Below are 14,578 nucleotides of genomic sequence, written 5' to 3'. Positions count from 1 at the left end.
CACACCGCGACCGACAGGGCCGCGATGGAGATCGTCGCGTAGATCAGGCCCTTGTAGCCGAACACCGGCTTGCGGCTGAACACCGGGAAGATCTCCGAGACGATCCCGAAGAACGGCAGCGCGACGATGTAGACCTCGGGATGGCCGAAGAACCAGAACATGTGCTGCCACAGGATCGCCCCGCCGTTGGCCGGGTCGAACACGTGCGCCCCGAGGTGCCGGTCGGCGGCCAGGCCGAGCAGCGCGGCGGTGAGCACCGGGAACGCGATGAGGATCAGGATGGCCGTCACGAAGATGTTCCACGTGAAGATCGGCATCCGGAACATCGTCATGCCGGGCGCGCGCAGGCAGACGATCGTGGTGATGAAGTTGACGCCACCGAGGATCGTCCCGAGACCGGCGACCGCCAGACCCATGATCCACAGGTCGGCGCCCGCGCCGGGCGAGTGCACGGCGTCCGACAGCGGCGAGTAGGCGAACCACCCGAAGTCGGCCGCGCCACCCGGCGTGAGGAAGCCCGCCATCGCCGTGAGGCCGCCGAACAGGAACAGCCAGTAGGAGAAGGCGTTCAGCCGCGGGAACGCGACGTCGGGGGCACCGATCTGCAGCGGCACGATGTAGTTGGCGAAGCCGAACAGGATCGGCGTCGCGTACAGCAGCAGCATGATCGTGCCGTGCATCGTGAACAGCTGGTTGTACTGCTCTGGCGAGAGGAACTGCATGCCCGGCCGGGCCAGCTCGGCGCGCATCAGCAGCGCCATCGCACCGCCGGCCAGGAAGAAGCCGAACGACGTGACCAGGTACAGGATCGCGATGTCCTTGGGGTCCGTCGTCCGCATCATCTTGAGCAGCGTGGATCCCTTGGCCGAGCGGCGCGCCGGGTACGGGCGCGTCGTGATCGGCTTGGGCGCGACGGCTGTCACTGGTGCCTCCTGCACTGGCCTGTGGTGGGCAGGCCGGACTCTATATCGCGCGGAAGGGCCGTCCGGTCGCCGGGTTCGGGGACCGGCACGACCCGACCGCGTCGCGGGCTCATTCTGCTCTACGGGGGGTAGAACGACCACCGGGGGGCCGGACCCGTCGCGTCACACTTCGGTCCGCCGACGGTGGCCGCCCGGGCCCGTCAGCGCAGCGGGGCGAAGAGGTCCAGGAAGACGTCGGGGGCGGCGGCAGGGCTCGGTACCGGGTCGACGATGTAGAACTCCGTGCCCATCCCCATCGCGAACATGGGCTCGGGCATCGCGAGCATGAAGTGGTCGGGACCCATCTGGCTCGCGTGCGCGCGCATCGACGCCCGCTTCTGCGCGACGTAGTCGACGGCGTCGACCCGGTGGGTGATCTCGGACTCGGGCTTGCCGAACGTGGCGTCGTCCAGGTTCGGCGGCTCCCACCCGTCGGGCAGCCCGCCCTCCTTGGCCAGCCCCGTCATCCCCCGGACCATCCAGTCGCGGTTGATCGTCCCCTGCACGACGACCGGCACCGCCGCGAGCTCGGCCGCCCGCCTGCCCACGCGGTGCACCTGGATGTGGTCGGGGTGGCCGTAGCCGCCGTTGTCGTCGTAGACGGTGAGGACGTCGGGCTCCTCCTCGTCGAGGATCAGCGCGAGGCGCTTCGCGGCGTGCTCCACCTTGGCCTGCCAGAAGCAGTAGGGCGCGTCGTTGGAGGGCTCGCCCATCATCCCGGAGTCGACGTAGCCGAGGAACTCCACCCGCGACGCGCCGATCACCTTCGCCGACTCGAAGCACTCGGCGGACCGGCGCACGGCCAGCTGTTCGCCGTCGGCCAGCACGCCCGGCACGGGCTCACCGAGCTCGCCGCGCGTGGCGAACACGAGCACGACGCGGTGCCCCTCGGCCGCCGCCCGGGCGAGGGTGCCGGCCGACCCGATCGACTCGTCGTCGGGATGGGCATGGAAGCTCACGATCGTTCCCACGACGTGACCCTATCCGGGCACGCGCCGGGGAAGGATCACGGCAGCAGCAGCGCCGGCTTCCCGACGGTCACCCGCGCCTCGTTAGCGGTGCGCGAGCAGCTCACGCCGGAACGGCTCGGTCGCCTCGACGAACGCGGCGTCGTCGGGCACGGCCGTCCTCAGCCCAGCACGCGCGTCAGCGCCGGGCCGATCTCCTTGAGCCGGCGGACCGTCCGGCTGGTCCCGCCGCCCCTGGCGGCCAGCGCGGCCGCGGCCACCTCGGCGTCGCGACCGTCCTCCCCCGGCCCGAGCGGGACGAGCACGTGCAGCCGGTCGATGCCGCCGAGCGCGGTGGCCGGGTCGTCGCCCGTGGTGTGCAGGCAGTCCGAGAGCAGGACGACGACCCGCTCCTCGGCGACCGCTCCCGCCAGCCCGAGCGAGGCGGCGCGCAGGGCGGCGGCGAGGTCGGTGGTGCCGTGCCCGCGCAGCGCCACGAGCTCGCCGACGAGCCGGTCCGGCGGCGTGCGGACACCCTGCGGCTGCAGGGTCCGCACGTCGGCGCCGAACGCGAGCACACCCGGCTCCAGCCGCGTCCCGCCCGCCTCCGAGGCGAGCACCACCCCCGCCGCCGCGACGGCGGCCAGCGCGACGGCCAGCCCCTGCATCGACCCGCTGATGTCCACGACGAGGCAGATCGCCCGCCGGTGCGCCGTCCAGTCGCGGGTGACGAGCTCGTCGCCGGCCGGCCGGCGGGCCGTCCCGGGCTGCCAGCCGTCGAGGGTGCGGTCGAGGTCGAGGTCGCCGGAGCCGCCGCGGACCGGCGCGATCCGCCGGGTGCCGCGAGCCCTGGCCGGGCCGACCTTGCCGAGCTGGATGAACACCCGTCCGGCGAGCCGACGCGCGGCGGCCCGCAGCTGCCCGTCGGTGGCGACGGCCAGGTCGGCCAGCAGCGCCGCCGCGGCCTCCGGGTCCTCGGCGAGCGCCTGGTCGAAGGCCTCCTCGTCCAGCTCGCCGAGCTCCGGGGAGATGTCGTCGAACATCTCGTGGCGCGCGCCGAGCTCCTGCCGGCCGAGCGTCCGTTTCCCGCGGTTGCGGTGCGGGGGTTCCTTGCCGCGGCCCGCCGCGGGAGGCGGCGGGCCCTCAGCTTTTCCCGGCTCACCGCCCCCGGCGTCGTCGGAGGAGCGCTCGGGTGGCCGCGGCTCGTTCTCGGGCCAGAACCGGTCGAGCAGCTCGTCGATGACCGACTCGGGGGTGCGGTCGACCCCGTCGGCGATGCGGACGCGGCCCGACAGCGCGGCGTGCGCGGCGTCGCGCGCGGTCTCGCGGGCGAGGACCGCCTCCCCGCGCAGCTCCGAGAGCCCGGTGAGGACCAGCGCGAGGTCGATCGCGCCCCGCACCGACGAGCCCATGCGCAGGTCGCGGTGCTCGCGGGTGGCCCGGGTGAGCAGCACCGACAGGTCGGTGACCCAGCCGCGCACGCCGCTGACCGACGTCGTGATGGCGCGCTCGGCGTCCTCGTCCTGGTAGCCGAGCACCACGCGGCACATCCGGTCGGCGATGGCCTGGCTGACCCGGGCCGTGCCGATGGCGTCGAACGGGTTCATGGCCGCGATCAGCCGGAACCCGGGCCCGGCCCGGACCGTGCCCAGCCGCGGGACGGCGATCTCGCCCTCGGTGAGCACGGTGATGAGGACGTTGAGGGTCTCCTCGGGAACGCGGTTGAGCTCCTCGAGGTAGAGCAGCCCACCGCCGGGCGCGGCCCCGTCGCCGAGGTCGGGGTCGCCGCGCATCGCGGTGAGCAGCGGGCCGTCGACGAAGCTCGCGGGCAGGTAGCCCTCGGCGAGCACCTGCGACGGGTCGAACGCGCCGACCAGGCGGGCGGGGGTCAGCTCGGCGTTGCCCTCGACGAAGACGACGTGCCGGCCCGCGTCACGGGCGATGGAGCGCAGCAGCGTCGACTTGCCGGTGCCGGGCGGTCCCTCGATGACGACGTGGCGGCCGGTCGCGAGGGCGACGGTGAGGACCTCCCGCTCCCGCTGCAGCCCGACGACGGGCGTGGGGGTCCGGGAGTCGGGCGGGGTCACTGTGGTCACGTGCGGGGCTACCTCCGGCGCGGCCACCCGGGGTCTCCCGGATGGCCGCGCGTTGGGGGAACGGCCGTCGGAACGGGTCCTGGCCGTTCGGTCAGGATCGGTCAGGCGGCGGGGTCGTGGATGATCACGCCACGCACGTTGACGCCGTTGATCAGGTCCTCGTAGCCCTTGTTGATGTCCTCGAGGCTGTACGTGTTCGTGATCAGCTCGTCGATCTTGAGCTGACCCGCCTGGTACATGTCGACGAGCCGCGGGATGTCCTTGAACGGGTCGCCCGAGCCGAACAGCGAGCCCTGGATGCGCTTCTCGAACAGGGTGAGCAGCGCGCCCGGGATCTCGATGGTGTTCTTGGTCGGGTCGGCCAGACCGGTGACGACGACCGTGCCGCCCTTGCGGATGGCGTGGAACGCGTTCGTCGTGACCTCGGTGTCGACGATGCCGACGGTGACGATCGCCTTGTCGGCGCCGACACCGTTGGTGAGCTGCTGGATCAGCTCGTGGGCCTCCTCCGCGGTGGCGGCGGAGTGCGTGGCCCCGACCTTCTCGGCCATCTCGCGCTTGTTGGCGAGCGGGTCGATCGCGACGACGTTGGCCGCACCGGCCAGCGCCGCGCCCTGGACGGCGTTGACCCCGATGCCGCCGACGCCGTAGATCGCGATCGTGTCGCCGGGCTGGGTCTCGGCGGCGTGCACGGCCGACCCGAATCCGGTCGGGACCCCGCACCCGATCAGCACCGCCTTGTCGAGCGGAACGTCCTCGGCGACCTTGATGCAGGAGTACTCCGAGATCGTGGCGCGCTCGGCGAAGGTGCCGATCATGCACATCCCGCCGAGGTCCTCGCCGTCGGCGTCGTGGAAGCGGTAGGTGCCGTCGGGCAGCACACCGTCGAGGATGGTGGCGCCGGTGTCGCAGAGGTTGGTCATCCCCGACGCGCAGAACCGGCAGTGCCCGCAGACCGGCAGGAACGAGCAGATGACATGGTCGCCGGGCTTGAGCCGGGTGACCCCGGGCCCGACCTCCTCGATGATCCCGGCGCCCTCGTGGCCGCCGACGATCGGGAAGCGCGGCACGATGTCGCCGTGACGCAGGTGCTCGTCGGAGTGGCAGAGCCCCGCGGCGACGTACTTGATCAGGACCTCGCCCGCCTTGGGCGGGTCGAGCGTCAGTTCCTCGATCACGAACGGCTGTCCTACACCGCGCAGCACTGCGGCCTTGGTCTTCATCGACCCTCCATCGCGTGGTTGTCCAGCGTTCCGGCGAGCGCGACGATGCTGGGTGCGCAGGGTCACAGCCGCCGGGATACAGCGTTGTTCGTAACAGCTTGCCGAGATGTTGGGAAGATCGCTCGGCGAGCCTGCGGAACGCCCGGGACGGCGGACGAACTTCTACGAATCGTTGACGCAACGCTGTTCACCAGTAGAGTTCCATCTTCCGAACCGGCACAGGAGCCAGTCGATGACCGAACTCTTCAACGCGGCCGAGTACCTGACCGACAGGCGAGTCCTCGCCGGCGACGCGGACAGGGTCGCGGTCCACCACCCGCGCGGCACGCTGACCTACACCGAGCTGGCCGACGAGGTCCGGCGCGTCGCGTCGGGGCTCGTCGCGATCGGGGTGCGCCCGGAGGAGCGCGTCCTGATGTGCATGGTCGACGACGTCGAGCTGTTCACCGCGATCCTGGCGACGATGTACGTCGGAGCGGTGGCGGTGCCGTCGTCGACGATGCTCACCGGGAGCGAGCTGGGGGTGCTCGTCGCCGACTCGCGGGCGCGGGTGCTGCTCGGCAGCCCGGAGTTCGCGGACGCCGTGCACACGGCCGCGGCCGGGGCGCCGGACCTGCGCCACGTCGTGCTCACCGGCGACACCGGCCCCGATCCCGCCGCCCTCGGTCCGAACGTCACGTCGCTGACGTGGCAGGGCCTGCTCGACGCCGGCGCGGCCGCGCCCGTCGGCGCGCCGTACCCGACGTGGGACGAGTCGCCCGCGCTGTGGCTCTACACCTCGGGGACGACGGGCAAACCGAAGGGCGCCATGCACCGCCACGACGACATCCGCGTCGTCGCCGAGACCTACGGCCGGCAGGTGCTCGGCATCGAGCCGACCGACGTCTGCCTGTCGGTGGCGAAGCTGTTCTTCGCCTACGGGATCGGCAACAGCATGTTCTTCCCGCTGGCGGTCGGGGCGTCGGCGGTGCTGGAGCCCTCCCGACCCTCCCCCGCCCTGTTCGCCCGGCGCGTGCGCGAGCACGGCGTGACGCTGTTCTTCGCCGTCCCTAGCTTCTGGGGCCCGCTGATCGCGGCCGACGACGAGACCGTCGACCCGGCCGCGTTCGCGACCGTCCGGCGCGGGGTGTCCGCGGGCGAGACGCTGCCCGCGCGCATGTTCCACGGGGTGCGCGACCGGTTCGGGTTCGAGGTGCTCGACGGCATCGGCTCGACCGAGGCGCTGCACATCTTCATCTCCAACGTGCCGGGGAAGGTCGTCCCGGGGAGCTCGGGCTACCCGGTCCCGGGCTACCGCGTGGAGCTGCGGCGCACCGACGGCACCGTCATCGACGGGAGCGGCGAGTCGGGGATGCTCTTCGTCGCGGGTGCGTCGCTGTGCACCGGCTACTGGTGCCGCACCGACGTCAACCGTGCCGTCTTCCACGGCGAGTGGATGCGCACGGGCGACCAGTACGTCCGCAACGACGACGGCAGCTACACGTGCCTCGGGCGCGCCGACGACGTGCTCAAGGTCGGCGGGATCTGGGTCAGCCCGTCGGAGGTCGAGGCGCGGATCCTCGAACACCCGGGGGTGTCGGAGGCGGTCGTCGTCGGGGTACCCGACGAGGACGGACTGGACAAGCCGATCGCCTACGTCGTGCCCCGCCCCGGCGTGACGATCGATCCCGACGAGGTCGTCGCGTTCTGCCGGGCGGGGCTCGCGGCGTTCAAGCGACCGCGCGCGGTCGTCACCGTCGACGAGCTGCCCAAGACCGCGACGGGAAAGGTGCAGCGCTACCGGCTGCGGGAGCGGGCGAGCGCCCCGGCGGCGCCACCCGCGACGGTCTGACACGTCGACGTTCTACAGCGTTGGCGCGTGGCGCGGTCATGTTGTAGAGTTTCTCGCAATCCGACCGCGCTGCTGCGCAGGAGGCTCCGATGACCACCCCACAGGCGATCGACACCGACGCCGCTGCCGTCGCCGACGGGTCCGCGGCCGCTCCGGACCCGGCCGAGACGCCCGCCGTCTCCTTCGACGCCACGCCCGAGCACTACCGGCACTGGACGCTCGACCTCGCGCGCGCCGCCGAGACCGGCGTGGCCTACCTGCGGCTCGACATCGCCGAGGACGGCGGCATCGTCCCCGGCTACGAGCTGAAGATGAACTCCTACGACCTCGGCGTCGACATCGAGCTCTACGACGCCACCCAGCGGTTGCGCTTCGAGCACCCGGAGGTCCGCGCGGTCGTCGTGACGAGCGCGAAGGACCGCAACTTCTGCGCGGGCGCCAACATCCGGATGCTCGCGCAGTCCAGCCACCCGTGGAAGGTGAACTTCTGCAAGTTCACCAACGAGACCCGCAACGGCATCGAGGACGCGACGGCCAACTCCGGCCAGACCTGGATCGCCGCCGTCAACGGCACCGCCGCCGGCGGCGGCTACGAGCTGGCCCTGGCGTGCGAGCAGATCCTGCTCATCGACGACAACTCGTCCGCGGTGTCGCTGCCCGAGGTCCCGCTGCTGGGTGTCCTACCCGGCACCGGCGGACTCACCCGGGTCGTCGACAAGCGACGCGTCCGCAAGGACCGGGCCGACGTCTTCGCCACCCGCGCCGAGGGCATCCGCGGCAGGCAGGCCGTCGAGTGGCGGCTCGTCGACGAGACGATCCCCAAGCGCTCGTGGGACGAGACGGTCCAGGCGCGGGCGGTCGAGGCCGCGGCGGCGTCGTCACGCCCCGCCGACGCCACCGGCATCGCGCTGCCGCCGCTGCAGCGCGAGGAGACCGCCGACGGGATCCGCTACCGGCACGTGTCCGCGGCGTTCGACCGCGCTCGCGGGCTCGTCGAGATCACGGTGCGCGGGCCCGAGGGCGGCGTGCCCGAGTCGCTGGAGCGGGTCCACGAGCTGGGGGCCGACTTCTGGCCGCTGGCGATGACCCGCGAGCTCGACGACCTGATCCTGCGGTTGCGCGCCAACGAGCTCGAGCTCGGCACCTGGGTCCTGCGCACCCGCGGCGACGTCGAGGACGCTCTCGCCATGGAGCGCGTCATCGCCGAGCACTCCCGCGACGACTGGCTCGTCAACGAGATACGGCACTACTTCAAGCGCGTCCTCAAGCGGCTCGACGTCACGTCACGCTCGCTGATCGCGCTGATCGAGCCGGGCTCCTGCTTCGCCGGGGCACTGCTGGAGCTGGCGCTGGCGTGCGACCGGCAGTACATGCTCGACGGCACCCTCGACGAGGAAGGTTCCGAGCAGGGCGACGAAGCCCAGATCATGTTGTCCGACTCCAACTTCGGGGCTTTCCCGATGAGCAACGGCCTCACCCGGCTCGGCTCGCGCTTCTACGGCGACGACGACCACGTCGCGAAGCTGCGCCAGGAGGTCGGCCGCCGGATCGAGGCCCGTGAGGCCCTGGAGCTGGGCCTGGTCACCGACGCGCCCGACGACATCGACTGGGACGACGAGATCCGGATCATGCTGGAGGAGCGGGCGTCGCTGTCACCCGACGCGCTCACCGGCATGGAGGCCAACCACCGGTTCGTCGGCCCCGAGACCATGGAGTCGCGGATCTTCTCCCGGCTCACCGCATGGCAGAACTGGATCTTCGTGCGCCCCAACGCGTCCGGACCCGACGGCGCACTGCGCCGCTACGGGACGGGCCGCCGGGCCGACTTCGACCGCAAGCGGGTGTGAGGACAGACCATGTCGATCGACTACAGCGAGAAGATTCCCAACAACGTCGACCTGGCCGGCGACCGCAAGCTCCAGCGCGCGCTGGAGTCGTGGCAGCCCAACTTCCTCAACTGGTGGAAGACCATGGGCCCCGCCGTCCCGACCCAGGACGTCTACCTGCGCACCGCAGTCGACGTCGGCAAGGAGGGGTGGGCGCAGTTCGGCCACGTCGCCATGGAGGAGTACCGCTGGGGTGTGTTCCTCGCCGAGCGCGGCGACGACCGGCGCATCGCCTTCGGCGAGCAGAAGGGCGAGCCCGCCTGGCAGCAGGTCCCCGGGGAGTACCGCGCCGACCTGCAGCGGCTCATCGTCATCCAGGGCGACACCGAGCCCGCGTCGGTCGAGCAGCAGCGCCGCCTCGGCGAGACCGCGCCGTCGCTCTACGACCTGCGCAACCTCTTCCAGGTCAACGTCGAGGAGGGCCGGCACCTCTGGGCGATGGTCTACCTGCTGCACGCCTACTTCGGCCGCAACGGCCGTGAGGAGGCCGAGGCGCTGCTGCACCGCAACTCCGGCGACCTCGACAGCCCCCGCATCCTCGGCGCGTTCAACGAGGAGACCCCGGACTGGCTGTCGTTCTTCATGTTCACCTACTTCACCGACCGCGACGGGAAGTACCAGCTGGGGACGCTGAAGGAATCGGCCTTCGATCCCCTGTCGCGCACCTGCGAGTTCATGCTCAAGGAGGAGGCGCACCACATGTTCGTCGGCACCACGGGTGTCGACCGCGTGGTGGCGCGCACCGCCGAACTCATGCGCGAGCACGACACCGAGGACATCGCCCCGCACGGCGGCGTCCCGCTCGACGTGATCCAGAAGTACATCAACTTCCACTACTCGGTGTCGCTGGACCTCTTCGGCTCCGAGAAGTCGACCAACGCGGCCAACTACTTCACCGCCGGGCTCAAGGGACGCTGGCAGGAGGAACGCCGCCGCGACGACCACGTCCTGACCGACGACGCCGCCTCCGTCGACGTCGTCCGCGACGGGGTGCTGACCACCGACGAGGTCCCGGCCCTGCTGGCGCTCAACCACGACCTGCGCAACGAGTACGTCAAGGACTGCCACTCCGGGCTCAAGCGCTGGAACCGGGTGCTGGAGAAGGCGGGCGTCGACCGGACGCTGACGCTGCCGCACGTCGGGTTCAACCGGCACGTCGGCCTCTTCGCCGACCACCACATCACCCCGGCCGGCGAGCTCGTCGGAGCGGACGCCTGGGAGGCGAAGAAGGACCGCTGGCTGCCCAGCGAGGCCGACAAGACCCACGTCCGGTCGCTGATGCGACCCGTCTACGAGCCGGGCAAGATCGCCGGCTGGATCGCCCCGCCGACCAACGGGATCAACGGCCAGCCCTTCGACTACGAGTACGTGCACCTGGCCTGATCCCGCACCCACCGACGCTCCGCAGCCCGGCCGCATCGCGCGGCCGGGCTGCTCGGCGTCACCCGGCCCGGCTGCCGTCGACCGGCGTCGCACGCGGTGCCGGGCCGCGCGAGCCGGCGCCGGGGCGAGCACCATCAAGATCAGCGGACCTGGGACAACAGCGCCAGATTCGGCGGCCATGTCCCGCACGCGACGATCACTGGACGAGCCACCAGGCCCGAAGGTGCTACCCGAGCAAGGACCGCCGCTGCTGCGGGCCGCGCCCGATCCCCCGACCCGACGATCAGCGCGCGAGACGGGACCTCTGCAGCGCCACCGCGAGGACGATGCAGCCGACGGCGACGAGCGCGCCGTGCACGACCCGCAGCTCCATCGGGAACCAGAACTGCGGCAGGTACAGCGCGAAGCCGAGGGCGAACACGACGCCCGACCAGCGGGGCAGCACACCCGAGCGGGCCGCGGCGACCGCGGCCAGGACACCGCCGACCGCGAGCAGCACCAGCCCGGCGCCGAACACCGTCATCTGGACCGAACCCATCCTGACGGCGTCGGTGAGCGCGAGCAGCGTCGCGGTGTCGGGGACGTGCGCGCCCAGCGCGTGCAGCGAGAACGCCTCGGCGCCGTAGTAGGGCAGGACGAGTGCGGTGCCCGTGGCCCAGATGCCGAGCGCCCACCCGGCGAGGCGACGCCCCGGAGTACCGGCGAGCCGGTCGCGGAGCGCGAGCAGTCCGGCCGCGACCAGCGCGAACCCGACGACGCCCGCCAGGTGCGCGATCGGCCAGCGCCAGTCGGCGAAGGCTGCCGCGGTGGTACTAGGGACGGCGTCGCCGCCGGGACGCAGCGCGGGATAGACGAGGAAGAGGACGCCGGCGGCGGCGAGTGCGGCCGGCCCGGCCCACGGACGGGCCACGTGGTCCGAACCGGTGGCCGAGGTGGAGACGTGCACCTGAGTTGTCATCGTTGCTCCTGAACGAGATCAGCGCTCTCACTTGAGACCAGCATTCGCCGCGCACCGCGCTCTGTCAAGAGCACCGCTCTCGGAAATTGCGTCCCACCCGAGCCGAGCACTCGGCGCGGCCGATCTCGCGGCCAACCTGCACCGGACCGCCTCCGGCGACCGGACCACGGCAGAGGGATGCGCACCGGCGCCCCCGACAGTTAGGGTCTGATAGTCGTCAGAACCCTCACGCCGTCGGAGGTGGTCGTGCGCGCCGTCGTTCTGTCCGGAGGCCTCACCCACGACTTCCCGGCCACCACGGCCTGCCTGACCGAGTTGCTGGAGAAAGCCGGGCTCGAGGTCGAGGTGCACACCGGCACCGCGGGGGTCGACTCCGCGCTGCTGGCACTCCCCGGGGCCGCGCTGTTCGTCGTCAACGCGCTGCGCTGGTCGATGACGGGCGACACGACGCCGGACCGCTACCGCGACAAGGCCGCCGAGGAAGGCGCGAGCCCCTCGGCGCGGGCCCGCGACGCCCTCGCGCGGCATCTCGCCGCGGGCGGCGGCGTCCTCGGGATGCACACGGCCGGCATCTGTTTCGACGACTGGCCGGGCTGGGGCGACACCCTCGGCGGGGCATGGGTGTGGGGCTCGTCCTCGCACCCGCCGCTGGGCCCGGAGGTCGCGGTCACGGTGGCGTCGTCACACCCGATCGTCGAGGGGCTGGACGACTTCCGCATCGTCGACGAGGTCTACAGCGACCTCGACATGCGCCCCGGGGTCGAACCGCTCCTGCAGGCACGCAGGCCCGGTGACGAGAACGGCCGGCCGCAGCCGCTGCTGTGGGCCCGCGAGCACGGGGGCGGGCGGGTCGTCTACGACGCGCTGGGGCATCACGTCCCGTCCTACGAGGTGCCCGAGCACCGCGAGATGGTGCGCCGGGCGATCGCCTGGGCCACCCGTGGCTGACGCGTGACCCACGGCCGACCGGCCCGCCGCGGCGGTGTCGTCCTTGCCGTCGCGACGGCGGGCATCGGGCTCGGCAGCATCCCCGGCTTCCTCTTCGGCTACCTCGGTCCGTTGTTCGAGGCCGACCTCGGCATCTCCAAACCCGCCCTCGGTGTGCTGATCGGGGTGTTCTTCGGCGCGACGGGCGTGGCGTCGACGGTCGGCGGCGCGTGGGCCGAGCGGCTCGGCGCCCACAAGGCCGTCGGGTTCGACCTGCTGGTCGTCGCGGCCGGCCTGCTCCTCGCCGTGCTCGTCCCGACCTACCCGTCGCTGCTGGTCATGGCCGCCGTCACCGGCGCCGGCTACGCGCTGGCCAACGCCGGCACGAACATGGCCGTCGCGGCGAGCATCGCGCCCGCGCGGCACGGCGTCGCGATGGCCGTCCGCACCGCCGGCGTCCCGGCGATCGGCGCAGTCCAGTCACTCGTCGGGGTCGCCGCGGCGGCCGCGTTCGGCTGGCGTCCGGTCCTCGCCGTCGTCGTGCCGGTGCTGGTCGTCGTCGCGGTCCTGTGCTTCCGGCTGCTCCCGGCGGCGCGGAGCGCGGGAGACCCGGCGGCGGCGGTCGTCGAGGCCCACGACCTCGTCGGCGACGGTCCCGGCACGCCCCGGCGCGTCCGCCTGCCCGCGGGGTTCGGTTGGTACCCGGTGGCGGCGTTCCTGCTCATCGCGGGCACCCAGCCCATCTACTCGTGGTCCGTCGCCTACCTCGACGAGGTCGGCGGGATGTCGGTCGCGACGGCGGGCGCGCTCGCCTCGATCGGGTCGGCGGTCGCCGTCGTCGCGATGATCGTGCTGGCCGGACGGGCCGACCGCACCGGAGGCGACCGCGTCCGCCCGGTCGTGCTGCTCACCGCCGCGGCGACGGCCGGGGTCGCGCTGCTGTGGCTGGGCATCGTCGCCGGACCGGTGTCGATGACGGCCGGACTCGTCCTCGGCGGCGTCGCCCAGCTCACGGCGATAGGGCTGATGCATGCCGCCGTCGTGGCCACCGCACCGGACCTCGTCGGACGCGCGTCGGGCGCGACGATGGCCGGCTACTACCTGGGCGCGCTGCTCAGCGCGCCGTTGTTCGGGCTCTCGGTCGACGCGACGGGCGGCTACGGGCTGGGCTGGGGCGTGAGCGCGGGCCTCGCCGCGGCGAGCGTGCTGTGCTTCGTGCGCTGCCGGGCGGTGACGGCACGGGCCCGGGCCGGGCGTACGCCCGCAACCTGAGGACCCCGCGCGCAACCTCACCGCTGTGCGCCTGGCGGAGAGCAGCCGTGAGGTTGCGCGCCGGCCGTCGGCCGCAACCTCACCGTCGTCGGGCGGGTCCACAGCAGCGCTGCGGTGGCGGCCGGGTCCGTGCGGCGGGCCCGCTCGATCAGGCCTGCCCGGCTCAGTGCTGGCCGCGCCGGGTGCGCCGCGGCGGGGCCGAGGCGCCGACCGGGCCGCGGGCCAGCAGCGCGGCGGGGATGCCGTGGTCGGCACGCAGCCGGCGCAGCGCCGGGTCGGAGGTCCAGAACGACTCGAAGTCGTCGGGCGCGAACTTCTCCGCGATCAGGTGCATCGCGATGTCGTGGCGCACGTACTCGACCGCCACCAGCACCACGGCCGGGTCGTCGGTGAAGACGCCCCACGCGTCGCCGTTGACGACCCCACCGATCACGGCCTGCTCCCGGTCCGCGGCGACGACGAGCAGCCGGCAGCCCAGGTTCTCCAGCGCCACGTCGGGCGTGGAGAACCGGTGCGGGATCGTCGTCCCGACGGGATCGGGATCGTCGCCGAACATGACGACCGAGACGTCGACGCCCTCGTCGTCGGCGCGGCGCACGACCGGCTTGAGCGGCTCGATCTCGGCCGGCCAGCCGGAGAGGAAGAGGTCGTCGCGCGCGGCGGCCACGACGTCCTCGGCCCGGGCGAGCAGCGACTCCCGGTCCGACAGGTTGTGCACGAGCCGCACCTGCGGCGGCGACGCGACCTGCGGGAGGGCCTCGCGCAGCGTGTCGATGGAGCTGTCGAAGTCGCGCCGCATCCGGTCGAGCAGGGCCGACGGCGGCAGGGAGATGTAGCCGACGCTCGCCTCACCCGCACGTACCTCGTACGCGGCGCCGCGCCCGACGAGCTTCGCCAGCGTCTCGTAGACGGTGCTGCGCGGAACGCCGGAGCGTTTGGCCACCTCGTAGCCGTTGAGCGGCGTGCCGGCCGCGACCAGGGCGACGTAGGCCTTGGCCTCGTAACCCGACATCCCGAGGCGCTGGAGCTCCTCGATGACGCTCTGCTGGGACATGCGCCCCATCGTCGCATCCGCAGGTGGGGTGGCGGGACT

General features: G+C 72.5%; 11 protein-coding genes. 5 read left to right on the top strand and 6 right to left on the bottom strand.

Going from position 1 to position 14,578, the window contains the following annotated elements; genetic code table 11:
• From PSD17_RS25925 to PSD17_RS25910, 4 genes are all read right to left on the bottom strand, one after another.
• A partial coding sequence (locus PSD17_RS25925) for a cbb3-type cytochrome c oxidase subunit I (protein ID WP_339124960.1) occupies positions 1-923 on the bottom strand: 923 nt, incomplete at its 3' end.
• 200 nt (positions 924-1,123) lie between these two features.
• Positions 1,124-1,933: a PIG-L family deacetylase gene (locus tag PSD17_RS25920; RefSeq protein WP_013673668.1), complete on the bottom strand. Its 810-nt coding sequence runs from the start codon at positions 1,931-1,933 to the stop codon at positions 1,124-1,126.
• A gap of 158 nt (positions 1,934-2,091) precedes the next feature.
• Complete coding sequence (locus tag PSD17_RS25915) at positions 2,092-4,005, bottom strand: AAA family ATPase (RefSeq protein ID WP_339124959.1); 1,914 nt, start codon at positions 4,003-4,005, stop codon at positions 2,092-2,094.
• A gap of 101 nt (positions 4,006-4,106) precedes the next feature.
• Positions 4,107-5,228 (bottom strand): NDMA-dependent alcohol dehydrogenase, encoded by a 1,122-nt coding sequence (locus PSD17_RS25910; RefSeq protein WP_013673666.1) that lies wholly within the window; start codon positions 5,226-5,228, stop codon positions 4,107-4,109.
• Between the two features lie 232 nt (positions 5,229-5,460).
• Between PSD17_RS25910 and PSD17_RS25905 the strand changes: the two genes are divergently transcribed.
• The 3 genes from PSD17_RS25905 to boxB all read left to right on the top strand — a co-directional run bounded on the left by PSD17_RS25905 (position 5,461) and on the right by boxB (position 10,328).
• Complete coding sequence (locus PSD17_RS25905; protein WP_339124958.1) at positions 5,461-7,059, top strand: benzoate-CoA ligase family protein; 1,599 nt, start codon at positions 5,461-5,463, stop codon at positions 7,057-7,059.
• Positions 7,060-7,148: 89 nt separating this feature from the next.
• Complete coding sequence (gene boxC / locus PSD17_RS25900; protein ID WP_339124956.1) at positions 7,149-8,906, top strand: 2,3-epoxybenzoyl-CoA dihydrolase; 1,758 nt, start codon at positions 7,149-7,151, stop codon at positions 8,904-8,906.
• Between the two features lie 9 nt (positions 8,907-8,915).
• Positions 8,916-10,328 carry a benzoyl-CoA 2,3-epoxidase subunit BoxB gene (boxB, locus tag PSD17_RS25895; RefSeq protein ID WP_103381688.1) on the top strand — a complete coding sequence of 471 codons (1,413 nt, stop codon included), beginning with the start codon at positions 8,916-8,918 and terminating at the stop codon, positions 10,326-10,328.
• 283 nt (positions 10,329-10,611) lie between these two features.
• On the opposite strand, the gene PSD17_RS25890 is transcribed toward boxB, so the two are convergent.
• Entirely contained in the window at positions 10,612-11,286 is a 675-nt protein-coding gene (locus PSD17_RS25890) for a hypothetical protein (protein ID WP_339124953.1), read from the bottom strand.
• 246 nt (positions 11,287-11,532) lie between these two features.
• Between PSD17_RS25890 and PSD17_RS25885 the strand changes: the two genes are divergently transcribed.
• Both PSD17_RS25885 and PSD17_RS25880 read left to right on the top strand, forming a co-directional pair.
• Positions 11,533-12,234 carry a ThuA domain-containing protein gene (locus tag PSD17_RS25885; protein ID WP_013673661.1) on the top strand — a complete coding sequence of 234 codons (702 nt, stop codon included), beginning with the start codon at positions 11,533-11,535 and terminating at the stop codon, positions 12,232-12,234.
• A 3-nt stretch (positions 12,235-12,237) separates the two neighbouring features.
• On the top strand, positions 12,238-13,485 hold the full coding sequence (locus tag PSD17_RS25880) for an MFS transporter (RefSeq protein WP_103381685.1): 1,248 nt from the start codon (positions 12,238-12,240) through the stop codon (positions 13,483-13,485).
• Positions 13,486-13,648: 163 nt separating this feature from the next.
• Here the strand turns inward: PSD17_RS25880 and PSD17_RS25875 are convergent, their stop codons facing one another.
• The gene (locus tag PSD17_RS25875) at positions 13,649-14,539 is read right to left on the bottom strand and encodes a TrmB family transcriptional regulator (RefSeq protein ID WP_041759390.1); all 891 of its coding nucleotides are present in this window, start codon (positions 14,537-14,539) and stop codon (positions 13,649-13,651) included.
• Positions 14,540-14,578 lie beyond the last annotated feature (39 nt).

Origin of the sequence: Pseudonocardia sp. D17 (assembly GCF_036984265.1) — a bacterium.
GTDB lineage: Bacteria > Actinomycetota > Actinomycetes > Mycobacteriales > Pseudonocardiaceae > Pseudonocardia > Pseudonocardia benzenivorans.
This window is presented reverse-complemented; position numbering and strand designations above follow the sequence as displayed.